The organism is Streptomyces sp. NPDC006798 (assembly GCF_040635975.1).
GTDB lineage: Bacteria > Actinomycetota > Actinomycetes > Streptomycetales > Streptomycetaceae > Streptomyces.
On record NZ_JBEYIS010000014.1, the window covers coordinates 1 to 23,787 of the forward strand.

The following is a 23,787-nucleotide window of genomic DNA, read 5'->3' on the forward strand; positions in this document are numbered from 1 at the left end:
AGCCGCTCGGTCACGAGATCGCTCATGTCTATGACGTAGCACGGCCGAGGCCGGGGGCGCGGCCGGGACCGGGGCGGCCGGGTACCCGCCCGGTCGGGGCCGGGGCGGCCGGGCACGTACCCTGCCGGGGTGACTGAGAAGACCAAGTTCAGCTGGGGTGCCGCCACCGGAGTGGGCTCCCTGCCCGGCGGCGACGCCCGTGAGGCGGCCAAGACCGTCACGGGGTCCTTCGAGGACTTCCCCCACCTGTTCGAGCTGCCCGCGCGCGGCCCCGGCGCCGACATGATCGGACGCGGCCTCGGTCTGCTCGTCGAGATGTACGCCCATGTCGAACCCAGCGGCTGGCGGATCAGCGACCGGCCCGGCCGCGACACCCGGCGGGCCCGGTCCCTCCTCCGCGAGGACCTCGACGCCCTGGAGGAGTTCACCCAGGACTACCGGGGACCGCTCAAGGTGCAGGCCGTCGGCCCCTGGACGCTCGCCGCGGCCCTGGAACTGCGCAACGGCGAGTCGGCGCTCCGCGACCCCGGCGCCTGCCGGGATCTCGCCGAGTCCCTAGCGGAAGGACTCCGTACGCATCTGGCGGACGTACGCCGCCGGATCCCCGGCGCCCGGATCGCGCTCCAGCTCGACGAGCCCTCCCTCACCGCCGTCCTGCGCGGCCGGGTCCGTACCGCCAGCGGCTACCGCACCTACCGCGCCGTGGACCGGCAGCTGGTCGAGGCCGCCCTGCGCGAGGTGATCGGCGACGAGACCGCCGTCGTCCACTCCTGCGCCCCCGACGTCCCGGTGGCCCTGCTCCGCCGGGCCGGGGCGGCGGCCGTCTCCCTGGACTTCGGCCTGCTCACCGAGCGTGACGAGGAGGCGATCGGGGAGGCCGTAGAAGGCGGTACGACACTCTTCGCGGGCGTCGTGCCGTCCACCGACACGGAATTGTCAGACCCGGCGGGTAGCGTCATGGGTGTCAGGACGCTGTGGCGCAGGCTGGGGCTGGATCCGGGGACGCTGAGCCGTTCCGTGGTCGTGACCCCGACCTGTGGTCTGGCGGGCGCCTCACCGGCGTACGCCCGGGCCGCGCTCGCCCACTGCGTCCGGGCCGCGCGATCGCTCGCGGAACACCCTGAGTGACTTTTCGGGGTGCCGGGCGGGCGATGAGCAGTGACGGGTGCCGGGAACGCTCCGGCGACGACGGGAGGACACGACGGTGACGGGCGAAGAGCGGACGGAACAGCCCGCGGACGGCGGCGAGGAGACCGCCCCGCGGGACGGTACGGCCCCGACGGCCGTGCGGGGCGAGGGCCTGCCCGCGCAGGACGACCCCGACCTGCCCCCGGAGGCCCGGGAGGAGCACGCCCGGCTGGCGGGGGACATCGACGAACACCGCTTCCGGTATTACGTGAAGGACCAGCCGGTCATCAGCGACGGCCAGTTCGACGCGCTGATGCGGTCCCTGGAGGCGCTGGAGGAGAAGTATCCGGCGCTGCGAACCCCCGACTCGCCGACCCAGAAGCCGTCCGGGGACTACGAGACGGACCTCGCGAAGGTCGAGCACCGGCAGAGAATGCTCTCCCTCGACAACGCCTTCGACGAGGAGGAGCTGGCGGCCTGGGCCGAGCGCATCGCCCGGGACGTCGGCACACCCGACTTCCACTTCCTGTGCGAACTGAAGGTCGACGGCCTCGCGGTCAATCTGACCTACGAGAAGGGGCGGCTGGTCCGCGCCGCCACCCGGGGCGACGGCCGGGTCGGCGAGGACATCACCCCGAACATCCGCACCATCGGCGACATCCCCGACCGGCTGAGCGGCGACCGGATCCCCGACCTCGTGGAGATCCGCGGCGAGGTCTACTTCCCCATGGAGGCGTTCCAGGAGCTGAACGCGCGCCGGGTCGCCGCCGGGGAGCAGCCGTACGCCAACCCCCGTAACTCCGCCTCCGGATCCCTGCGCCAGAAGGACCCCAGGGTCACGGCCACCCTCCCGCTGCACATGGTGGTCCACGGCATCGGCGCCCGCGACGGCTTCGACATCGACTGTCTCTCCCACGCCTACGAGCTGCTGCGCGAGTGGGGTCTGCCCACCGCCCGGTACAACCGCGTGGTCGACTCCCTCGACGGTGTGCGGGAGTTCATCGCCTACTACGGCAAGAACCGGCACTCGGTCGAGCACGAGATCGACGGCGTCGTCGTCAAGCTCGACGAGATCCCGCTCCAGGGGCGGCTCGGCTCCACCTCCCGCGCGCCCCGCTGGGCCATCGCCTGGAAGTACCCCCCGGAGGAGGTCAACACCAAGCTGGTCAATATCCGGGTCGGGGTCGGACGGACCGGCCGGGTCACGCCCTACGCCCAGGTCGAGCCGGTGAAGGTGGCCGGGTCCGAGGTCGAGTTCGCCACCCTGCACAACCAGGACGTGGTGAAGGCCAAGGGCGTTCTGATCGGCGACACCGTGGTCCTCCGCAAGGCCGGTGACGTCATTCCGGAGATCCTCGGGCCGGTGGTCGATCTGCGGGACGGCACGGAGCGGGAGTTCGTGATGCCCGCCGAATGCCCCGAGTGCGGCACCGCGCTGCGCCCGATGAAGGAGGGCGATATCGACCTCCGCTGTCCCAACGCCCGGTCCTGCCCCGCCCAGTTGCGGGAGCGGCTGTTCTATCTCGCGGGCCGCAAGGCGTTCGACATCGACCACTTCGGCTATGTGACCGCCGCCGCGCTCACCAGACCGCTGGAGCCGTCGGAGCCGCCGCTGAAGGACGAGGGCGACCTCTTCGGGCTCACCGTGGAGCAGTTGCTGCCGATCGTGGCGTACGTCCTGGACCAGGACAGCGGACTGCCGAAGCGGGACCCGGAGACCGGTGAGGAGAAGAAGGCCACCGTCTTCGCCAACAAGCAGGGCGAGGCGAGGAAGAACACCCTGGCCCTGCTGGAGAGCATCGAGGCGGTGAAGAGCCGTCCGCTGGCCCGGATCCTGACCGGGCTCTCCATCCGGCACGTGGGTCCGGTCGCGGCCGAGGCGCTCGCCCGGGAGTTCCGGTCGGTGGAGCGGATCGAGCAGGCCACCGAGGAGGAGCTGGCCGCCACCGAGGGCGTCGGGGCGATCATCGCCGCGTCCCTGAAGCAGTGGTTCGCCGAGGAGTGGCACCAGGAGATCCTGCGCAAGTGGCGGGCCGCGGGGGTACGGATGGAGGAGGAGGGCGGAGCCGAGGAGAGCGGTCCGAGACCGCTGGAGGGCCTGACCGTCGTCGTCACCGGGACCCTGGCCACCCACACCAGGGATGGCGCAAAAGAAGCCCTGCAGAGCCTCGGTGCGAAAGTGACCGGATCCGTATCGAAGAAAACCGGCTTCGTCGTGGTCGGGGAGAACCCCGGTTCCAAGTACGACAAGGCGATGCAGCTGAAGGTGCCGGTTCTGAACGAGGAGGGCTTCGCCGTCCTGCTGGAGCAGGGACCTGACGCGGCTCGTGAGGCGGCTGTGCCCGCAGAGGCGTGAAACGGGGGCGCGTCCGGGGCGCGGGACCGGCGCCCGCCCCCGGACGAACAGGCCGCGCAGGGTGGGAACAAGACGTCCGGCGCGGGGCGGGAACGGCCGGTAACAGTCACCCGTTCAGCGCATAGCAGATGGATAAGGGTGGCCGGGTCGCATTCGGGCAAGAGCTGTAGAGCGCTGCCCGTCGGAGCCCGTCCCGGCCTACTGTTGAGACGTGCGCCTGTCGTGCACGGCTGCGTGATGGGATTTCAGTCGTGATGGCATGACTGGGATGACCATGGGGATCGCGGGAATCACCGGAACCATCGCGAGACGATCGGCACCGCCGGCTGTGAGAGGGACGGGAATGGAACCGACCGAGAGCGCCGCCCCGGTCCCGAGGGTGCGGGGGATCGCCGCCCTGACCGGTGGAGTCGCGGGTGTGCCGGCCGCACTGCCCGTCGCCGCGGTGGCGGGTGCCGGACTCGTCGTCGTCACCGGAGTCGCCGCCGCCGTCCACGACGGCCGGGCCCTCTTCCCCGGCTCCACCACCGGCTGGTCCCTGGCCGTGCTCACCGGGGTCGTCGTCGGCCATCTCGTCGCCCTGGGCCGGGACCGCTGGTCGGGCGGCACGGGTTCTGGCGCGGCGCTGACCCTCGCGGTCCTGCTGCTGTACGGCTGGATCCCCGCGGTCCTGGTCAGCCTGGCCGTCGTCACCCTGGTCGGCTCGGCCCGCCGCCAGCGCAGGCGGCACGGCCTGCTGCACGGCGCCGTCGACGTCCTCGGTATCGGTGCCGCCGCCCTCGTCCTCATCCTCTTCGACCGGACACCCAGCGTCGAGGACCCCTGGTCGCCACTCGACTGGGGGATCGGGGCCGCGATGGAAGTCCTCATCGCGGCCTCCGCCTATCTCGCGGTCAGCCGACTGCTGTTGTGGTACATCCAGGCGCCCCAGGGCGGCGGACTGCCCACGGTCGCCCGGACGGCGCTGCTCCGGCAGGGCCTCGTCGCCGTCGCCCTGCTCGGGATCGCCCCCCTGATCTGCGTGGTCGCCGTCGCCCGGCCGCTGCTGCTGCCGCTGTTCGCGGTGCCGCTGATCGCCCTCGACTCCACCCTGTGGATCGCCCGGGCCCGCGCCGAGGAGCAGTTGCGGGACCCGCTGACCGGGCTGCCGAACCGCCAATGGCTGCTGGAGCGCACCTGGACGGCCCTGGAGGACGCCGAGGGCAGCGGCTCCCGGGCCGCCCTCGTCCTGATCGACCTCGACCGGTTCCGCTCCGTCAACGACACCCTCGGCCATCTCGCCGGTGACCGGCTGCTGCTCCAGATAGCGCAGCGACTGCGGCACGCCCTGCCGCGCGGCGCCGAGGCCGCCCGGCTCGGCGGCGACGAGTTCGCGGTCCTGCTGCCGGCCACGGACTCCATCACCAGCGCCCAGCGGGTCGCCCGCCGCCTCGCCGCCGAACTCTCCTCACCACTCGACCTCGACGGGCTGACCCTCGTCCTGGAGGCCAGCGCCGGAGTCGCCGTCTTCCCGGAGCACGCCCGGGACGCCGAAGGGCTGCTGCGCCGCGCCGACGTCGCCATGTACCAGGCGAAACGGGACCGTACGGGGGTCGAGGTCTACGAGTCCAAACGCGACAGCAACACCCCCGACCGGCTGGGACTCCTCGGCGACCTGCGCCGCGCCCTGGACGCCCGCGAGGTCGAGCTGCACTACCAGCCCAAGGTCCGCTTCGACGGCCATGTCGCCGGTCTCGAAGCGCTGGTCCGCTGGGTCCATCCGGACCGGGGCCGGGTCCCGCCGGACGAGTTCATCGCGATCGCCGAGTCCTCCGGGCTGATGCCGCTGCTCACCGAGTACGTCCTCGACACCGCCCTCGGCCAGGTCGCCAAATGGCGCGCCCAGGGGCTGAACGTGCCGGTGGCCGTCAATGTCTCGCCGCGCGATGTCCACACCCCCGGGTTCGCGGGTTCCGTCGCCGCCCGGCTCGCCCGGTACGGGGTGCCCGCCGGGGCGCTCCAACTGGAGATAACGGAGCACGTACTGCTGGAGGACCCGCAGCGCGCGGCGGACACCCTGGCCGGGCTCACCGACCACGGGGTCCGGATGTCCCTCGACGACTTCGGCACCGGCTACTCGTCCCTGGTCCATCTGCGCCGCCTGCCGGTGAGCGAGCTGAAGATCGACCGCTCCTTCGTGGCCCGGCTGGCCGTGGACACCCAGGACGCGGAGATCGTCCGCTGCACCGTCGACCTCGCCCACTCCCTCGGGCTGCTGGTCGTCGCGGAGGGCGTCGAGGACGACGAGACCTGGGAGCGGCTGCGCGATCTGGGGTGCGACGCCGTCCAGGGCTGGCTGGTGGCCGCCGCGATGCCGCCGCAGGAGACCACGGCCTGGCTGCGGGCCCGGGGCGAGCGCGGCTGGCACCGCCAGATCGACACCCCGGCCGCCCCCGCGCCGGTGACACCTCCCGCCCCCGCCCCCGCCCCCGATCCGGCCGCCGCCGTGCCGTCGGCCCCGACCGTCCAGCCGCCCGCCGCCGAGCCCGCCGCACCCCCGGCCGCCGCCGCGAACGCGGGCTCGGCCGGTCCCGGCGAACTGGGTACGTAACACCGCGCCGCGCCCGCCGCCGGACCCGGCGCACACCGTGCCCGCGGCCGGTTCCGGAGCCGTGGCGGACCAGGCCGTCTCTGATGGATCTTGCCGGGCTCGCGTGCCCCGGCACGCACTCCCCCTGGGCCTGGCGGCCCGGGGGACCCCATCCTCCGCCTTGCGATCCACGGCACCGGACTCCGCTCGCTCATCCGGCCCGGGCCACAGGAAACTCCCCGGCCGGACCGGTCCCGGAACCGGGCCGCGCGACGCCCCGGGGAGCGCTCCCCGGGAAACCGTTGCGTCACCACCTGCCGCCGCCCCATAGGATTGGGCCAAACACCCACACTCACCCTGATGAGGATCTCCGCATGCCTGGCATCACGCGCGAGGAGGTCGCCCACCTCGCCCGGCTGGCACGTCTGGAGTTGTCCGGCGAAGAACTCGATCACTTCGCAGGTCAGCTCGACGACATCATCGGCGCGGTAGCCCGTGTCGCCGAGGTCGCCGACCAGGACGTACCCCCGACCTCCCATCCGCTGCCGCTGACCAACGTCATGCGCGCGGACGAGGTCCGTCCGTCTCTCACGTCCGCGCAGGCGCTCTCCGGAGCCCCGGCCCAGGAGCAGCAGCGTTTCAAGGTCCCGCAGATCCTGGGGGAGGACTGAAAGTCGTCATGACGGACATCATCAAGCTCACAGCAGCCGAGATCGCGGCGAAGATCGCCACCGGCGAACTGACCGCCGTCGAGGTCACCGAGGCCCATCTGGCCCGGATCGACGCCATCGACGAGAAGGTCCATGCCTTCCTCCACGTGGACCGGGAGGGCGCGCTCGCCCAGGCCCGCGCGGTCGACGCCAAGCGGGCGGCGGGCGAGAAGCTCGGCCCCCTCGCGGGCGTCCCGCTGGCGCTCAAGGACATCTTCACCACCGAGGGCATCCCGACCACCGTCGGCTCCAAGATCCTCGAAGGCTGGATCCCGCCGTACGACGCCACCCTCACGCGCAAGCTGAAGGAGGCGGACGTCGTCATCCTCGGCAAGACGAACATGGACGAGTTCGCCATGGGCTCGTCCACCGAGAACAGCGCCTACGGCCCCACCGGCAACCCCTGGGACCTGACCCGGATCCCCGGCGGCTCCGGCGGCGGCTCCAGCGCCGCGCTCGCCGCCTACCAGGCGCCGCTGGCCATCGGTACGGACACCGGCGGTTCGATCCGCCAGCCCGCCGCCGTCACCGGCACCGTCGGCGTCAAGCCCACCTACGGCGGGGTCTCCCGCTACGGCATGGTCGCCTTCTCCTCCTCGCTCGACCAGGGCGGCCCCTGCGCCCGTACGGTGCTGGACGCGGCCCTGCTGCACGAGGTCATCGCCGGGCACGACCCGCTGGACTCCACCTCCATCGACGCCCCGGTCCCGCCGGTCGTCGAGGCAGCCCGCAACGGCAGCGTGGCGGGGATGCGGGTCGGTGTCGTCGCGCAGTTCCGCGGCGACGGCTACCAGGCCGGGGTCCTCCAGCGCTTCGACGAGTCCGTCGCCCTGCTCAAGGAGCTGGGTGCCGAGATCGTCGAGCTGGACTGCCCCTCCTTCGACCTGGCGCTCTCCGCGTACTACCTGATCGCGCCGTCCGAGTGCTCGTCCAACCTGGCCCGCTTCGACGCCATGCGCTACGGGCTGCGGGTCGGCGACGACGGCACCAAGTCGGCCGAGGAGGTCACCGCCCTCACCCGTGAGGCGGGCTTCGGCGACGAGGTCAAGCGCCGGATCATGCTCGGTACGTACGCCCTCAGCTCGGGCTACTACGACGCCTACTACGGCAGCGCGCAGAAGGTCCGGACCCTGATCACCCGGGACTTCGAGAAGGCGTTCGAGCAGGTCGACGTGATCGTCTCGCCGACCACGCCGACGACCGCGTTCCCGATCGGGGAGCGCGCGGACGACCCGATGGCCATGTACCTGGCGGACCTCTGCACCATTCCCACCAACCTGGCCGGGAACGCCGCGATGTCCCTGCCCTGCGGACTGGCCCCCGAGGACAACCTGCCGGTCGGACTCCAGATCATCGCCCCGGCGATGAAGGACGAGCGACTTTACAAGGTCGGCGCCGCCGTCGAGGCCGCGTTCGTGGAAAGGTGGGGACACCCACTGCTGGAGGAGGCACCGTCGCTGTGAGCGCATTCAGTAAGGCCAAGGGCTTCAAGAAGTCGAAGGCGGGCACGTACCTGTCGATCGGTACGACCGCGTTCGGCGCGCTCGCCGTCGCCAAGCAGGTACGGGCGGCCCGTGACGAGCACGACACGCTGCGGCTGGTCGACGCCGTCGTCACCGGTGCCGCCATCGTCACCGGCATCGCCCTGCTGCTGCGCGAACTGAAGCGCCTCGGCGACGACGACGTCCTGCTGGGCTGAGAGGGAAAGTTCTGCTGTGACCATCACTGAACTGGTGTCGTACGAGGCGGCGCTCGCCGCGTTCGACCCCGTCATGGGCCTGGAGGTCCATGTCGAACTCGGTACGAAGACCAAGATGTTCTGCGGCTGCTCCACCGAGCTGGGCGCCGAGCCCAATACGCAGACCTGCCCGACCTGTCTCGGTATGCCCGGCTCCCTCCCGGTCGTCAACGCGATCGGTATCGAGTCCGCCGTCAAGATCGGCCTCGCGCTCAACTGCGAGATCGCCGAATGGTGCCGCTTCGCCCGGAAGAACTACTTCTATCCGGACATGCCGAAGAACTTCCAGACCTCCCAGTACGACGAGCCGATCGCCTTCAACGGCTACCTGGACGTCCAGCTGGAGGACGGCGAGATCTTCCGCGTGGAGATCGAGCGCGCCCATATGGAGGAGGACACCGGCAAGTCGACGCACGTCGGCGGTGCCACCGGCCGTATCCACGGCGCCTCGCACTCCCTGCTCGACTACAACCGCGCCGGGATCCCGCTGATCGAGATCGTCACCAAGCCGATCACCGGAGCGGGCGAGCGGGCCCCCGAGGTCGCCCGGGCGTACGTCGCCGAGCTGCGCGAGCTGATCCGGGCCCTCGGGGTCTCCGAGGCCCGGATGGAGATGGGCCAGATGCGCTGCGACGTCAATCTGTCCCTGATGCCCAAGGACGCGACGGTCTTCGGTACCCGTTCGGAGACCAAGAACGTCAACTCCCTGCGCTCCGTCGAGCGGGCCGCGCGGTTCGAGATCCAGCGGCACGCCGCCGTACTGGAATCGGGCGGGAAGATCATCCAGGAGACCCGGCACTTCCACGAGGACGACGGCTCCACCACGTCCGGCCGGGTCAAGGAGGAGGCCGAGGACTACCGGTACTTCCCGGAGCCCGACCTCGTGCCCGTCGCCCCGGCCCGGGAGTGGGTCGAGGAGCTGCGGGCGGGCCTGCCCGAGCTGCCGAGGGTGCGGCGCAACCGGCTCCGTGAGGAGTGGGGTGTCTCCGAGCACGACATGCAGTCCATCCTGAACGCGGGCGCGGTCGATCTGATCGTGGCCACGACGGACGCGGGCGCCCCGGCCGACCAGGCACGCAAGTGGTGGATGGGCGAGCTGGCCCGTAACGCCAACGAGTCCGGCCGGTCCCTGGACGAGCTGCCGATCACCCCGGCGCAGGTCGCCCGGGTGGCCGCGCTGGTCGCCGCGGGCGACCTCAACGACAAGCTGGCCCGCCAGGTCATCGAGGGCGTGCTCGCGGGCGAGGGCGACCCGGACACCGTCGTCGAGAAGCGCGGCCTGAAGGTCGTCTCCGACGAGGGCGCGCTCGGCACCGCCGTGGACGACGCGATCGCCGGGAACGCGGCGATCGCGGAGAAGATCCGCGGCGGCAAGGTGGCGGCGGTGGGCGCGCTGGTCGGCGCGGTCATGAAGGCCACCCGAGGCCAGGCCGACGCGGCCCGGGTCAAGGAGCTGATCCTGGAGCGCCTCGGCGTCTCCGAGGGCTGACGGGGCGCCGTACGGCGCTGACGGAGGAGGGCGGTCACCCGATGACCGCCCTTCTCCTCTTTTCGCGGGGAAGGCCTGGTGCTTCCGGGGCTCCCGGCTCCCCGGGGCCTGGTGCCTGAGCCCGTGCCGCCGGCGCGTTCGGCCGCGGGCCGTCTGTGGTTTCTCGCGCAGTTCCTCGCGCCCCTGATCGGTCCCCTGCGCCTCGCGGCGTGAGGACCCCGGCTCCCCGGCGGGCCCGGGGGCTTGCGTCAGGCGCGGATGCCGAGGCCCGGGAGGAGGAGTTCGCCGCGGTCGCGGCAGGTGATGTCGCGGGCCCGCAGCTGGTCGGGGGAGACCGTGCCCCGGGCGCGCAGCTCGGTGAGGACCACCCGGGCGCCCTCGGCGGCGTCCGCCCGGTCCGGGTCCGGGAACTCCGCCTGCCACCAGCCCCGGTCGTGGCTGTGCCAGCCCCGGGAGCGCATCAGCAGCTCGCGCTCCGGGGAGCACGGCCCGTCGCGGTCGTCCACGGAGACGAGCAGGCCGTCCCCGATCCCGTACGACACCTGGAGGCGGCGGCCCCGGTCGGCCGCGCTGGTCAGGGTGAAATGCGCCCAGTCGTCGCCGACCTGCACCGGAAGCTGCTCTATCCAGGCGCTGAGCAGCAGGCCCAGGGCGCTCTCGAAATGGTCCAGGCCGGGCATCGGGCGGGCCGAGGGGTGTTCGGCGGGGCGCTCGCCGGGGCCGCCCCGGTCCAGCCGCCAGAGGTAGGGCAGCAGATCGACGTCGTGCGGCTCGGTGATGGTCCAGGCGCCGCCCCAGCTGAAAGAGCGCCGCTCGGCGGCCTCCAGCAGCGCCGTGTCGTGGACGGACAGCAGGGCCCATTGGCCCGTGCCGTTGAGCAGGACCGTACGCCCGCCGTCCCGCCAGCGGACATCGGGCCCGCAGGCCGAGCCCCCGTAGAGCGTCGGCTCGCCGAGTCTGGCCACGATCGCCCCGTAGACCTCGCCGAAGTACTCCCGCCGCTGTCTCAGCGGGGAACCCGGCTCGAAGGAGAGCACGGGCACCGGGGCGCGGCCGATGAACTCGCCGGGTGTGTCGAAAAGCGCCCGGGCGAGGTCGGCTGCGGCGTCCGGATCGAGGATCGGCCGGTTGGTCCCCGTGGTCTCCATGTCACCCATCGTGCCAGCCGCCACTGACAATCGGGCGGTCGCCCGATTCCGCCCCGGCAACCGGAACGGCCCGTACCGGAAAGGGAGTTGAGCGGCCGGGGCAGGACGAACACCTCGGAAGGGTGCGCTCCGGAGCAAAGCCACCGGCCGTGATCGCCCGAGTGCCCCCGGCACCCGCCCGGTGGTCCGGGCCGTCCGGGCCCTCCTGTCGGCTGTGAGGAAGCCCACGAAATGCCTCCAAAGGGGCAAACGATCACGATTGGCTGGCAGAGTGCCCCCAGAGGCAGGGGCTCTCCCCGCCTCCGACTTCTGTGAGTCTCCTCGCGTTCTTTGCGGGCTGTCCCGACTCCCCGGCCAAAGATCCACGAACCACCAGGGAGCACGTCGTTGGCAGCCATCGCCCGGTGGTGCATCGCGCACCGACTCGCCACCGTCCTCATCTGGCTGGCCGCCCTGGTGGGCACGGGCACGGCGGCGATGGTCGCCGGAACCGCCTACTCCACGGACTACGACGTCCCGGGCACCGAGTCGAGCCGGGCCGCCGCCCTCGTCGCCGAAGGCTTCCCCGAACTCGCCGGTGAGGGCGACACCGTCGTCTGGCACACCGAACGCGGCACCGTACGCGCCCCGGCCGTCCAGGAGCGGATGACCGCCGCCCTGGACGAGATCGCGGCCGTACCCGGAGTGGCCGCCGTCGCCGGCCCGTACGGTCCCGACGGGGCCGGGCGGATCAGCCCGGACAGCCGTACCGCCTATGCCGAACTCGTCTTCGACCGGCCCGTCGCGGAGCTGCCGGAATCCCGGATCGCCGAGATCACGGCCGTGGCCGAGGGCGCGCGCGACGACGGGCTCGGGGTGGAGCTGGGCGGACCGGCCGCCGGAGCCGCCGAGTCGTCGCCGGGGCATACGGCGGAGGCCGTCGGGGTCGCCGTCGCGGCCGTGGTGCTCTTCCTCGCCTTCGGCTCCCTCGCCGCCAGTCTGCTGCCGATCGCCACGGCCCTGGTCTCGGTCGGTACCGCCTACGCGGGCATCGTGCTCCTCGGCCGGGTGATGACGGTGGCCGACTTCGCCCCCATGCTGGGCATGCTGATCGGCCTCGGGGTCGGGATCGACTACGCCCTCTTCATCGTCACCCGCCACCGCAAGGGGCTACGGGCCGGTCTGCCGGTCGCCGAGGCCGCGCGGAACGCCGTCGCCACCACCGGCCGGGCCGTCGTCTTCGCCGGGGCCACCGTCTGTATCGCCCTCCTCGGCATGCTGATCCTGCGGCTGGACTTCCTCAACGGCGTCGCCGTGGCCGCCGCCCTGACCGTCGTACTGACGGTGGCCGCGTCCGTGACCCTGCTGCCCGCCCTGCTGTCGTACATCGGCCCCCGGGCGCTGGGCGGCCGGGAACGCAGACGGCTGGCCGAGCACGGGCCCCGGCCCGAGGTGCCGACCGGGTTCGCGGCCCGCTGGGCGGCCCTGGTGGAGCGCCGCCCGGTCCTGCTGGGGGCGATCGCCGTGGTCGTGATGGCGGTCCTGGCGCTGCCCGCGTTCTCCCTCCACCTCGGTACCTCCGACCAGGGCAACAACCCGGCGTCCTCGACCACCCGCAAGGCGTACGACCTGCTGGCGCACGGCGGCCCCGGGCAGGGGGAGGGTTCCGGCGGCGGATTCGGGCCGGGGGTCAACGGGCCGCTGACCCTGGTCGCCCGGATCGACGGCGCCGCCGACCGGGTCGCCGCCGACCGGCTCCCGGAGGCGCTGCGGGACGCGCGCGGGGTGGCCTCGGCGGGCCCGGTGACGTACAGCGGAAACGGCGATACGGCGCTGGTCGTCGTCGTCCCCGATTCGGCGCCGCAGTCGAAGGCGACCAGCGAGCTGGTCGACCGGCTCCGAGGCGAGCTGCTGCCCCGGGCGACCGCGGGTACGTCCCTGACCGTGCTGGTCGGCGGAGTGACCGCGGGGTACGACGACTTCGCCGAGGTGATAGTCGGCAAGCTGCCGCTCTTCGTCGGCGCGGTCGTCGCCTTCGGCTGCGTACTGCTGCTGCTCGCCTTCCGCTCCGTAGGCATTCCGCTGAAGGCCGCGGTGATGAACGTCGCCGCCGTCGCCTCGTCCTTCGGGGTGGTCGTGGCGATCTTCCAGTGGGGCTGGGGGAGCGAGCTGCTGGGGCTCGGCCGGGCGGGCCCGATCGAGCCCTTCCTGCCGGTGATCATGGTCTCGGTGCTCTTCGGGCTCTCCATGGACTACCAGGTCTTCCTGGTCAGCCGGATGTACGAGGAGTGGCTGGAGACCGGCGACAACCGCCGGGCGGTCCGGGTCGGCCTGGCCGAGACCAGCCGGGTGATCAACTCCGCCGCGGTGATCATGATCGCGGTCTTCCTCGCCTTCGTCCTCAGCGGCGACCGGGTGATCGCCATGTTCGGGATCGCGCTGGCGGCGGCCGTCGCCCTCGACGCCTTCGTCCTGCGGACCCTGCTGGTGCCGGCCCTGATGCATCTGCTCGGCGGGGCGAACTGGTGGCTGCCCGGCTGGCTGGAGCGGATCCTGCCCCGGATCTCCGTGGAGCGTCCCGACTGCCGCCGTGCGAAGATCCCCGAACAGCGGTACGCGCACGTCGGAGCCGGTGGCGGTGGCGGACCGGCCATCCCGGTGCCCGGACCGGATCGTGACGCCCCGCGCGACAGCCGGCGCTCCGGTACGACGAAGGACGGATGACGATGTTTGCGATACCCCTGCGGACCCGGGACGGCGAGCGGGCGGAGCTGCGGCCGCTGGAGCCGTGGCAGTCCGAGGAGTTCTACGCCCATGTCGAACGCGGCCGGGAGTTCATCGGCCGGTACATCGGCTTCGCCGACGCCGCCGCGGACCCGGCGGGCGCCCGGACCCTGCTCCAGAGGTACGCGGACCGGCAGGCCGCGGGCGGCGGCCGGATCTACGGCATCTGGCTGGACGGCACCCTCGTCGGCGGAGTCCTCTTCGTCTCCCTCGACGACGCGGCGGGCACCTGCGAGGTCGGCTGCTGGCTGGAGCCCGCGGCGGTCGGCCGGGGGCTGGTGACCCAGTCCGTACGCATCCTGATCGACTGGGCCGTGGACGTCCGGAACGTCCACCGCGTCGAGTGGGTCGCCGCCTCCGCCAACACGGCCAGCGTCAATGTGGCCCGGCGGCTGGGGCTGCGGCGGGACGGCGTACTGCGGGAGTCGTTCCCGCACCGGGGCGAGCGGTACGACATGGAGGTCTGGTCGGTACTCGCCCCCGAGTGGCGCGAGCTGCGGGAGGCGGCGGAGGCCGGGGGAGCCGGGGCATCGGCGGAGGGCTGACCCTTCCGGCCGGGCGGGTGCGGGGCTCCCGGGGAAACCCGGTGGTGGGCTCGGGGTCCCCGGTGCTCCCATGAGTCCATGACCTATACCGTGACGGACCCCGCGGCCGTGCTCGCCCTCTACGACCGGCGGATCCGCCGGGACGCCGTCGACCACGCCCCGGAGAATCTGATCGAACGCGTCGGGGACGTCGTGCGGTTCACCGGGCCCGACTGGAACGGCATCCTGTGGTCCGGCCTCGACGAGACCACCGCCGACGCGGCCATCGCCGCCGAGGCCGCCCACTTCGACGCGCTCGGTGTCGACGCCGAATGGAAGCTCTACTCCCACGACCGGCCGGCCGATCTCGCGGAGCGCCTGGTCGCGGCCGGGTTCGTGGCTGAGGACGAGGAGACCCTGATGGTCGGCGCCGCCGCCCCGCTCGCCGTGGAACCGGTCCTTCCGGAAGGGGTGCGGATCGTCGACGTGACCGACACCGAAGGCGTGGCCCTGATGGACGAGGCGCATCGGGCCGCCTTCGGACCCGGCTCAGCCGATACCCGCGAGCTGCTGCTGCGCTGTCTCGGCCAGGACACGGCCGCGCTGACCCTGGCGATGGCCGGGGACGTCCCCGTCTCGGCCGCCCGGCTGGAGCTCTACCCCGGTACGGGCTTCGCCGGCCTGTGGGGCGGCGGTACGGTCCCCGGATGGCGCGGGCGGGGCGTCTACCGGGCCCTGGTCGCCCACCGGGCCCGGATCGCGGCGGCCCACGGCTGTCAGTGGCTCCAGGTCGACGCGGGCGCCCAGAGCCGTCCCGTACTGGAACGGCTCGGCTTCCGGGCCCTCGCCACGACGACGCCGTACATCCGCCTTGCGGCGCGCCGCGACTGAGCCCGGTGCCCGGTGCCCGGTGCCCCGGGCGCGGCGGTGCGACCCGGGGCGCGCTGAGGTACGGCCCGGCGGCGGGGGCCTTCCGGCCCGGCCGGTGTCCGGGGCAGGCCCCGGGCCGTGTCCGGCAACGCAGCCCAGTCCGCCCGGAAGGAGGGGCCGGCGGCGTCCGGTGCCACGACGGCGGTGCGGATCCCCGGCGAAGCCAGGGGAGGCTTCCCTCGTACGGGACTTCCCGGGGGGAGATCCCCTCCAGCACCGGGGTACGTCCCGTGCCCGAAGGGCCACGGGGTCGCCCGTGCAGGTCGGGCGGGACTCTCCGGACACATGCGATCGCGAGGCGGAGAACGGGCCCGGGTGGCCGGGCCCAGGGGAGTGCGCACAAGGGCCGCGAGCCCGGCAGGATCCACACGAGACGGCCCGGGCGCGCCGCGCCGGAAATATCGCCCGGCACCGGGCCGGTCGGGGGCCGAAGAGCCTCGGGAGCGGGCGATGAGTCGTCTGAGGAGGGTGCCTTAGGGCATCCGGCCCGTCCGGCCGGGGCCGGACAGGGCCGCCTAAGGCAGTCGGGCGGCGAGGGATACCGCAGACGCCCGATGCGACCGGGCCTCCTGGGAGCGGAGATTGGTGACACGGCAGTCGCCGTGGAGACACCACCGTCCGAACCACCCGAGGAGTACCCGTGTCCGAGCAGTTCTTCCACACCCACCAGGCCCTTCAGGCGTCCGAGCTGTACCGGGCGGAGCTGATCCGCCGGGCCGAGCAGCACCGCCTCGCCCGGCGTGCCCGCCGCGCGGCGCAACGGGCCGCCACGGCCGGAGAGGGCCGGGTGACACCGGCCGACCGATACGTCCCGGCCGCCTGACGATGCTCCGGACGACCGGCGGCGGGACCGCGGCGGGCGAGTTGTCCACAGGACGGTCCGGCGGGGTTGCCGGGCCGTCGGACGACTGTGCGATGCTCGGCGACGTGGAGACCAGGTCCGTCAGTCCGGTGTTCGTGGGACGCGCCGGTGAGTTGTCCGTACTCACCGGCGTGCTGAGCCGTGCCGCGGGGGAGGGCGCCGCCCATCCGGCGGGCGAACCGCAGGCGGTGCTCATCGGCGGCGAGGCGGGGGTGGGCAAGACCCGGCTCGTGGAAGAGCTGTGGGAGCAGGCATGCCGCCGGGGCGCGGCGTTCGCCGTCGGCGGCTGTGTCGAGATCGGGGTCGACGGGCTGCCGTTCGCCCCCTTCTCCGCCGCGCTGCGCACCCTGCGGCAGCTGATGCCCGACGAGATGGCCGCCGCCGTCGCCGGACACGAACGCGAGCTGTCCCGGCTCCTGCCCGAGCTGGCCGAACAGCCGCGCGGCGAGTCCGGCGGCCACGACGACGAGGAGCTGGCCCGCCTCTTCGAACTGACCGCCCGGCTGCTGGAACGGGTCTCGGCGGACCGCCCGGTCGTCCTCGTCCTGGAAGACCTGCACTGGGCCGACGCGTCCACCCGGCATCTGATCACCTATCTCACCCGCGCCCTGCGCCGGGGCCGACTCCTCTTCCTGGCGACCTACCGCTCCGACGACGTACACCGCCGCCATCCGCTCCGGCCCTTCCTCGCCGAGCTGGAGCGGACCCGGGCCGTCCGCCGGATCGAACTGGGCCGGTTCAACCGGGGCGAGGTCCGGCGCCAGCTCACCGGCATCCTCGCCGCCGAACCCGACTCCGACCTGCTGGACCGGGTCTTCGAACGCTCCGACGGCAACGCCTTCTTCGTCGAGGAACTCGCCCGCAGCCTCGCCGAGGGCAATACCTGCGGACTCTCGGACTCCCTGCGGGACATACTCCTGGTCCGGGTCGAGGCCCTGCCGGAGAGCGCCCAGCGGGTGGTGCGGATCCTCGCCGAAGGCGGCTCCACGGTCGAACACGGACTGCTGCTCGCCGTCGCCGGGCTTCCCGAGGACGATCTGATCGAGGCGCTGCGGGCGGGCGTCGAGGCGCATATCGTCCAGCCCACGGCCGACGGCGGGGGCTACCGCTTCCGCCACGCCCTGGCCCGGGAGGCCGTCAGCGACGATCTGCTGCCGCCCGAGCGCTCCCGGCTCAACCGCGCCTACGCGGCGGCCGTGGAGGCCGATCCGGGGCTCGTGCCCGACGAGGAGCGGGCCATGCGGCTCGCCAGCTACTGGTACCACGCCAACGACGCGGCCAAGGCGCTGCCCGCCGTGCTCGGCGCCGCCGTGGAGGCCCGGCGCCGCCATGCCTACTCGGAGCAGCTGAGACTGCTGGAGCGGGCCATGAAGCTCTGGGACGCGGCCCCCGAGGGCGTACGGACCGAACTGCGGCCCGTGGACTACGCGGAGGCGTTCCCGCCGTGCGGCTGCGACCCCGAGACCACCCCGATGCGCTTTCTCGACCTGATAGCCGAGGCCACCGTGGCGGGCCGGTACAGCCGGGACCGCGAGCGCGCCCTGAAGATCGCCAAGCGGGGGCAGCGGCTGGCCGTCGGCGAGGGTGACGCGCTGCGTGCCGCCTGGTTCGGCGTCCAGCGGTCCAAGCTGGTCTGCGCCCTCGGCCGGGGCGACGGCTGGGCCGAACTCGCGGAGGCCCAGGAGCTGGTCCGCGGGTTGCCGCCGTCCGTGGTGCACGCCCAGGTCCTGTCCGAGATCGCCCACTGGTACCGGGTCCACTCCCCGGGGCCCGAGAGCCTGGCCACCGCCGAACGCGCCGTGGAGTACGCCCGGATGGTCGGCGACGAGGAGACCGAACTCACCGCCAGATTCTGTCTCGGCGGGCTGATGGCCGACGCCGGACACATCGAGGACGGACTCGCCGAGATGTACGCGGTCAAGGAACGCGCCCTGGAGTTGGGCATTCCGCACCTGATCTCCTCCGCTCTGGTGAATCTGCCCTTCAGCCTGGAGAGCGTCGGCCGCTCCCGGGAGGCCGCCGGGCTCCTCCGGGACGGACTGGAGACCGCCGCCCGGCACGGACTCGCCGGCTCCGAGGCGTGGATGCTCGGCAATCTCGCCGAGTCCTGCTACACCCTGGGCCGGTGGGACGAGGCCCGGACCGCCGCCGAACGGGCCAGGGAAGTCGGTTACGGACCCCAGCCCCGGGGCTGGGCCGTCGCCGTCCTCGGCACGCTGGAGCTGGGCCGGGGGGAGTACGAGGCCGCCGCGCGCCACCAGCGGGAGGCCCGGGGCCACTTCGGCACCGAAAGCCCCAGCCCGCAGAGCACCCTCTACATCGACACCATCGAGATCGGCCTGGCCGCGGCGGAGGCCCGGATCGCCGACGCCCGGGCGGCACTGCTGCGGACCGGCGCCGACGGCTTCCCGCCCGGTGCTTACCGCTACGCCTGGCCGCTGCTGAGAATCGCCGCCACCGCCGAGGCCGACATCCGCGGGCTGCCCGCCGCCGAAGAAGGCCGGGCGGAGATCCTCGACCGGATCGAGCGGCTGGCGAAGGGCCTCGCGGCGACCGTCCCCCTCTGGCAGGGACACGAACGGTGGGTCCGGGCCGAACTGCTCCGGGCCCGGGGCACGGACACCGCCGCGGACTGGGCGGAGGCCGTCGACGCGTTCGAGCGGGCGGACTTCCCCTACGGCCTGGCCGTGGTCCGCCACCGCTGGGCGGAGAGCCTGCTGACCACGGACCGGGCCCACGCCACCGAACTGCTCCGCGCCGCCGCCGAGAGCGCGGCGGAGCTGGGGGCGCGACCGCTCGCGGAGGACGTCGCCGTCCTCGCCCAGCGCGCCCGGATCAGCCTCGCCCCCGACGAACCCGAGCCGCCCGTCCCCCTGGAACAGGGCCCCGGCCCCGTACTCGGGCTGACACCCCGCGAGGAGGACGTCCTCCGGCTGGTCGCCGTGGGCCGCAGCAACCGCCAGATCGCCGAGGCGCTCTACATCTCGCCCAAGACGGCGAGCGTCCATGTCTCCAACATCCTGGCGAAGCTGGGCGTCTCGGGGCGGGGGGAGGCGGCGGCGATCGCCCACCGCTTCCGCCTCTTCCCTCCGGAACCGGTTCCCCCGGCGGCGTAGCACCCTGCCGGGCGGGGAGCCGCCGACTCTCCGGACGCCGTGCCGACTCGCGGCCCGGGCCGCCACGTTTTGGCCCTGGCGGGCCGGCGCTGTTCGGTGTCCGCGGACCGTCCGTGGTTGCTCGCGCAGTTCCGCCCCCTATGCCTTCGGCAATGGGGGACCCCCAGCGCCCCTGGTTGCCCTCGTCACCTCCCCTGGGAAGAGGCCGGGCCCTCTTCCCGTGAGCGGGTCCTTCTCCAGGGACGGTGCCAGGGAGAGCATTTAGGGGCGCGGGGAACTGCGCGACCAGCCACGGACGGCGCGCGGGCGAAACTCCTCCGGAGGGGGCACCTCCGGCCCGTAGCCCGTAAAGCGGCCCCATTCCCCCAGGGCGGTGGGAGGGCAACCCAGGTGGCACTGGGCCCACCGTGCCGAAGGCATTGGGGGCGCGGGGAACTGCGCGAGCGACCACGCACGGTCCGCAGACCGAGGCAGAGGCGCAGGCGCCGGACGGATCCGGTCGGGCGGGGCCGCGAGTGGGCCGCCCCGAATCCGGACGGGTTCGGCGGGGGCGCGGGCCGGACGAATCCCGGGGTCAGCGGATCGAGAGGCGGAGGATTCTGTCGTCGTCCACCGCGGGCGCCCCGCGGCCGTCTGTCTCGCTGGTGATCAGGAGGAGCTGGGAGCCGCCCGCCGCCAGTACGGTTCGCAGGCGGCCGTGCTCGCCTTCCAGGAATGCCTGGGGCTTCGCGGAGGGGGCCGGTCCGGCGAGCGGGATCCGCCAGAGGCGTTCGCCCCTCAGGCCGGCCATCCAGATGGAGCCCTCGGCGAAGGCGATCCCGCTGGGGGACGCCTCCTCCGTCTTCCACTGGGCCACCGGGTCCACGAACGCCGGATCGCCCTTCTTGCCCTCGGCCTTCGGCCAGCCGTAGTTCTTGCCGGGCTGGATGAGGTTCAGCTCGTCCCAGGTGTTCTGCCCGAACTCCGCCGCCCACAGGCGCTTGCCGTCGTCCCAGGCAAGGCCCTGCACATTGCGGTGCCCCAGGGAGTACACCAACGACCCGGGCGTCGGATTGTCCGGCGCGGGCCGCCCGTCGGGGGTCATCCGAAGGATCTTGCCCCCCAGGGACTCCGGATCCTGGGAGAGCCCGACCTCGCCGGCCTCGCCCGTTCCCGCGTAGAGCATCTTGTCCGGGCCGAAGGCGATCCGTCCGCCGTTGTGGACGACGCCCTTGGGGATGTCCCGCAGGACGGTGTCCGGGGCGCCCAGCTGCTGGCCCGCCGGGCGGCGTTCGTCGTACCGCAGCCGGGCCACGCGATTGTCGGACTCGGTGGTGAAGTACGCGTATACCTGGCGGTCAGCGGCGAAGGACGGCGAGAGCGCGAGCCCCAGCAGACCGCCCTCGCCGCTGGGGGCGACCCCCGGCACCGAGCCGATCTCCGTGACCTTCCCGGTCTCCGTGTCGACCCGGGAAACCGTCCCCTCGTCCCGCGAGGAGACCAGCAGATCGCCGTCCGGCAGGGCGACCGCGCCCCAGGGCGACTTGAGCCCCTTCGCGACCGTCGCGGTCACGGTCGCCGATCCCTTGGCCGGGGGGCCCGTCGGGGACGGGCTCGCGCCGGAGCCCGCCGAGGCGGAGGCGCCCGGGGACGCCGTGCGGTCCGCGGGGCCCGGTCCGCCGCCGGACGACGAGCACGCGGTGCCCGCCGTCAGCACGGCCGCGGCCAGCAGGGCCCTCACACCAGCTCGTCGCACGATTCCCATCCCTTCGACCGGCTCCCGAGGAGCGCGTGACTACCTTTCATACACCGCCCGGGCCGTTCGGGTTCCCTTTCCCCGGACCGGAGTTCACCGACCGGCGGCGGATCGCGCCCCGCCCCGCTCGCCCCCGGCCGCCCGCCGGACCGCCGCCCCCGCCGCCTGCCGGACCCGGCCGCTCGCCTGACGGACCGCTCCGCCGCCCGTCAGTCCCAGGCGTCCCAGGAGTCCCGGGCCGGTGGAAGCGCCGCGATCTCCGACTCGTCGCGCGCGGTGAGCCGTACGTCCGCCGCCGCCGCGTTCTCCAGCGCCCACTCCTCCCGCTTCGCGCCGGGTACGGGGACCACATGGCGGCCCTGGGCCAGTACCCACGCCAGCGCCACCTGCGCCGGGGTCGTCGCCGGGCCGTGCCGGGCCGCGATCCGGCGCAGCCCCGCCACCAGCGGCTGGTTCGCCGCCATCATCTCCGCCGTGAACCGGGGGTGACGGGCCCGCGGATCGTCCGGCTCGAACCCCCCGCCCGGTGTCAGGGTGCCGGTGAGGAAGCCGCTGCCCAGCGGCATCGCGGCCAGAAAGCCCACCCCGCGCGCCTCGCACCAGGGCACCAGCCGGGCCAGCGCCTGCGGCGACCAGACCGACAGCTCCGCCTGGACGGCGCTGACCGGGAAGACCTGCTGGAGCCCCTCCAGCCGCCGGATCGTTCCGTCATAAGGATCCCCGGGCGCGGCCCCGCCGCGCCGGAACGCCCGGACACCCGCGGCCGCCCCCACCGCGCACACCCCGAGCGCCCGCACCTTCCCCGCCGTGACCAGGTCGGCCATCGCGCCCCAGGTCTCCTCCACCGGCACCTCCGGGTCGGACCGGTGCAACTGGTAGAGGTCGATCACATCGGTCTGGAGCCGCCGCAGGGACGCGTCACAGGCCCGGCGGACATAGCCGGGGCGGCCGTTGGCCACCACATGCCCGTCGCCCACCAGCAGTCCCACCTTGGTCGATACGAAGGCGTCCGCGCGGCGCTCCCGCAGCACCCTGCCGATCAGCAGCTCATTGGTGAAAGGCCCGTACATATCGGCGGTGTCCAGCAGGGTGGTGCCCGTGTCCAGCGCCGTGTGCACCGTCCGCTGCGACCGGTCCCCACGTCGCTGCGACGCGGTGTATCCCCAGCTCATCGGCATACACCCCAGCCCCACCGCGCCCACCCGCAACGCCGCCGCGCCGATCGTCCTGCGCTCCACCCGCCCCTGCCCTCCGCTTCCCCTCGTCCGCCGCCGGACGCCACCAAACTAACCAACTCCCCGGTATCGTCCCCGCTCGCCGTGCCACCCGGCCGCGCGCGCCCGCCACCGGCACGTTCTAACCTCGTGACCATGACTGCGGATGTGTGGCTGCCCATACCGGCCGACGAGATCGACGGCCTGCCCCCGGCGGACGCGTCGGGGTTCGTCTACCGCCACTGGGACGGCGAGCCGGACTTCCCCGCGGACCCGGCCGACTGCGTCTTCTACACCGTGCCTTACCTGAAGGGGACGGAGATCGCGGTCCGTCCGTTGCCCGCGATGGCCTCCGTGCGGGTCGTACAAACACTCACCGCAGGCATCGACCATGTCGAACCCGGGCTCGGAACCCTGCCTTCCGGTGTACGCCTCTGCAACGCCAGGGGGGTCCACGAGGCGTCGACCGCCGAGCTGACCCTGGCGCTGATCCTCGCCTCCCTGCGCGGGATCCCCCGCTTCGTCCGGGGCCAGGACGCCGAGGAGTGGCACGCGGGCTTCTATCCGGCGCTCGCCGACAAGACCGTGCTGATCATCGGCTACGGATCGATCGGCGCCGCGATCGAGGACCGGCTCGCTCCCTTTGAGTGTGCGCGGGTCCTGCGCGTCGCGCGCTCCCCCCGCACCACCGCGCGCGGTCCGGTGCGTCCATTCACCGATGTCCCCCTTCTGCTCCCCGAAGCCGATGTGGTCGTTCTGGCCACCCCGTTGACCGAAGTGACGAAGGGTGGTGGACGCGGCGTTCCTGGCCCGGATGAAGGACGGGGCGCTGCTGGTGAACGTCGCCCGGGGCCCGGTGGTCGACACCGGCGCACTACTCGCCGAACTGACGAGCGGACGGCTGACGGCGGCGCTCGATGTCACCGATCCCGAGCCGCTGCCGCCCGGACATCCGCTGTGGCGGGCCCCCGGAGTGCTGATCAGCCCGCATGTCGGCGGCTCCACCTCGGCGTTCCCGCCCCGGGCCCGGCGGCTGCTGGCGACCCAGCTGACCCGGTTCGCGGCGGGCGAACCCCTGGCCAACGTCATCCTCACCACCTGACGCGCTCCCCGTTCACCACCCCGGACACTTCGGTACGCCCCCGGGGCCCGGAACGCCCCGACCGGTGAGAACCCGCCACCCCGATCCCTTCCACACCCACCGCACTTGACGTCACAGCCGGAAACACTGCGAAGTCATCCGATCGCCGGGCGCGCCGCGACGCCCTCATGCCGTCACTGTGTGTAGAGGTGCTATGTCCCTGAGTGACGGTGCTGGTGTAAAGTCCCGACTTGGGGGCCGCACCCGCATGGGGTGGTGCAGCGTGACGGCCCGACTGCCGATCGGATTTCGAGGGGGGCGACGGGCGATGTACGGCCAATGGCTACGGACCACGGATCCTGCGCGGCGGGGGCGCCACCGACGGCCTGGGTGGAATGTCCGGGCGCGCTGTTCGCACCCTCCG

General features: G+C 73.0%; 15 protein-coding genes and 1 pseudogene. 13 read left to right on the top strand and 3 right to left on the bottom strand.

The genetic code is table 11. The annotated features are described in order from the left end of the window. The first annotated feature begins 129 nt into the window (after positions 1-129). The 7 genes from ABZ714_RS11900 to gatB all read left to right on the top strand — a co-directional run bounded on the left by ABZ714_RS11900 (position 130) and on the right by gatB (position 9,990). Positions 130-1,128 (top strand): methionine synthase, encoded by a 999-nt coding sequence (locus ABZ714_RS11900; RefSeq protein WP_358825051.1) that lies wholly within the window; start codon positions 130-132, stop codon positions 1,126-1,128. Positions 1,129-1,300: 172 nt separating this feature from the next. Continuing rightward, complete coding sequence (gene ligA / locus ABZ714_RS11905) at positions 1,301-3,484, top strand: NAD-dependent DNA ligase LigA (protein ID WP_358825176.1); 2,184 nt, start codon at positions 1,301-1,303, stop codon at positions 3,482-3,484. A 343-nt stretch (positions 3,485-3,827) separates the two neighbouring features. Next, positions 3,828-6,074, top strand: coding sequence for an EAL domain-containing protein (locus tag ABZ714_RS11910; RefSeq protein ID WP_358825052.1), 2,247 nt, complete (start codon positions 3,828-3,830; stop codon positions 6,072-6,074). 353 nt (positions 6,075-6,427) lie between these two features. After that, complete coding sequence (gatC, locus tag ABZ714_RS11915; protein WP_358825053.1) at positions 6,428-6,724, top strand: Asp-tRNA(Asn)/Glu-tRNA(Gln) amidotransferase subunit GatC; 297 nt, start codon at positions 6,428-6,430, stop codon at positions 6,722-6,724. An 8-nt stretch (positions 6,725-6,732) separates the two neighbouring features. Further along, positions 6,733-8,226, top strand: a complete 1,494-nt coding sequence (gene gatA, locus ABZ714_RS11920; RefSeq protein ID WP_358825054.1) for an Asp-tRNA(Asn)/Glu-tRNA(Gln) amidotransferase subunit GatA — start codon at positions 6,733-6,735, stop codon at positions 8,224-8,226. Then, entirely contained in the window at positions 8,223-8,462 is a 240-nt protein-coding gene (locus tag ABZ714_RS11925) for a hypothetical protein (RefSeq protein WP_358825055.1), read from the top strand. Before gatA ends, ABZ714_RS11925 begins: the two co-directional genes overlap by 4 nt. Positions 8,463-8,478: 16 nt before the next feature. Then, on the top strand, positions 8,479-9,990 hold the full coding sequence (gene gatB, locus ABZ714_RS11930) for an Asp-tRNA(Asn)/Glu-tRNA(Gln) amidotransferase subunit GatB (RefSeq protein WP_358825056.1): 1,512 nt from the start codon (positions 8,479-8,481) through the stop codon (positions 9,988-9,990). Between the two features lie 248 nt (positions 9,991-10,238). Here gatB and ABZ714_RS11935 read toward each other — a convergent pair whose 3' ends face one another. Then, positions 10,239-11,138, bottom strand: coding sequence for a hypothetical protein (locus tag ABZ714_RS11935; protein WP_358825057.1), 900 nt, complete (start codon positions 11,136-11,138; stop codon positions 10,239-10,241). A gap of 387 nt (positions 11,139-11,525) precedes the next feature. Between ABZ714_RS11935 and ABZ714_RS11940 the strand changes: the two genes are divergently transcribed. The 5 genes from ABZ714_RS11940 (at position 11,526) to ABZ714_RS11960 (ending at position 19,333) form a co-directional block, all read left to right on the top strand. After that, positions 11,526-13,841: an MMPL family transporter gene (locus tag ABZ714_RS11940; RefSeq protein ID WP_358825058.1), complete on the top strand. Its 2,316-nt coding sequence runs from the start codon at positions 11,526-11,528 to the stop codon at positions 13,839-13,841. A 2-nt stretch (positions 13,842-13,843) separates the two neighbouring features. Next, positions 13,844-14,446: a GNAT family protein gene (locus ABZ714_RS11945; RefSeq protein WP_358825059.1), complete on the top strand. Its 603-nt coding sequence runs from the start codon at positions 13,844-13,846 to the stop codon at positions 14,444-14,446. A 78-nt stretch (positions 14,447-14,524) separates the two neighbouring features. Next, positions 14,525-15,316, top strand: a complete 792-nt coding sequence (locus ABZ714_RS11950) for a GNAT family N-acetyltransferase (protein WP_358825060.1) — start codon at positions 14,525-14,527, stop codon at positions 15,314-15,316. A gap of 679 nt (positions 15,317-15,995) precedes the next feature. Further along, positions 15,996-16,178 (top strand): hypothetical protein, encoded by a 183-nt coding sequence (locus ABZ714_RS11955; protein WP_358825061.1) that lies wholly within the window; start codon positions 15,996-15,998, stop codon positions 16,176-16,178. A gap of 92 nt (positions 16,179-16,270) precedes the next feature. Continuing rightward, a complete protein-coding gene (locus ABZ714_RS11960; protein WP_358825062.1) occupies positions 16,271-19,333 on the top strand; it encodes an AAA family ATPase in 3,063 nt (1,020 codons plus the stop codon). 574 nt (positions 19,334-19,907) lie between these two features. Here the strand turns inward: ABZ714_RS11960 and ABZ714_RS11965 are convergent. Together ABZ714_RS11965 and ABZ714_RS11970 are read right to left on the bottom strand one after the other, a co-directional pair. Further along, positions 19,908-21,077: a PQQ-dependent sugar dehydrogenase gene (locus tag ABZ714_RS11965; protein WP_358825063.1), complete on the bottom strand. Its 1,170-nt coding sequence runs from the start codon at positions 21,075-21,077 to the stop codon at positions 19,908-19,910. Positions 21,078-21,277: 200 nt separating this feature from the next. Next, positions 21,278-22,306, bottom strand: a complete 1,029-nt coding sequence (locus ABZ714_RS11970; RefSeq protein ID WP_358825064.1) for an aldo/keto reductase — start codon at positions 22,304-22,306, stop codon at positions 21,278-21,280. A gap of 132 nt (positions 22,307-22,438) precedes the next feature. Here ABZ714_RS11970 and ABZ714_RS11975 point away from each other — a divergent pair. Then, a pseudogene (locus tag ABZ714_RS11975) lies at positions 22,439-23,384 on the top strand (2-hydroxyacid dehydrogenase). Positions 23,385-23,787 lie beyond the last annotated feature (403 nt).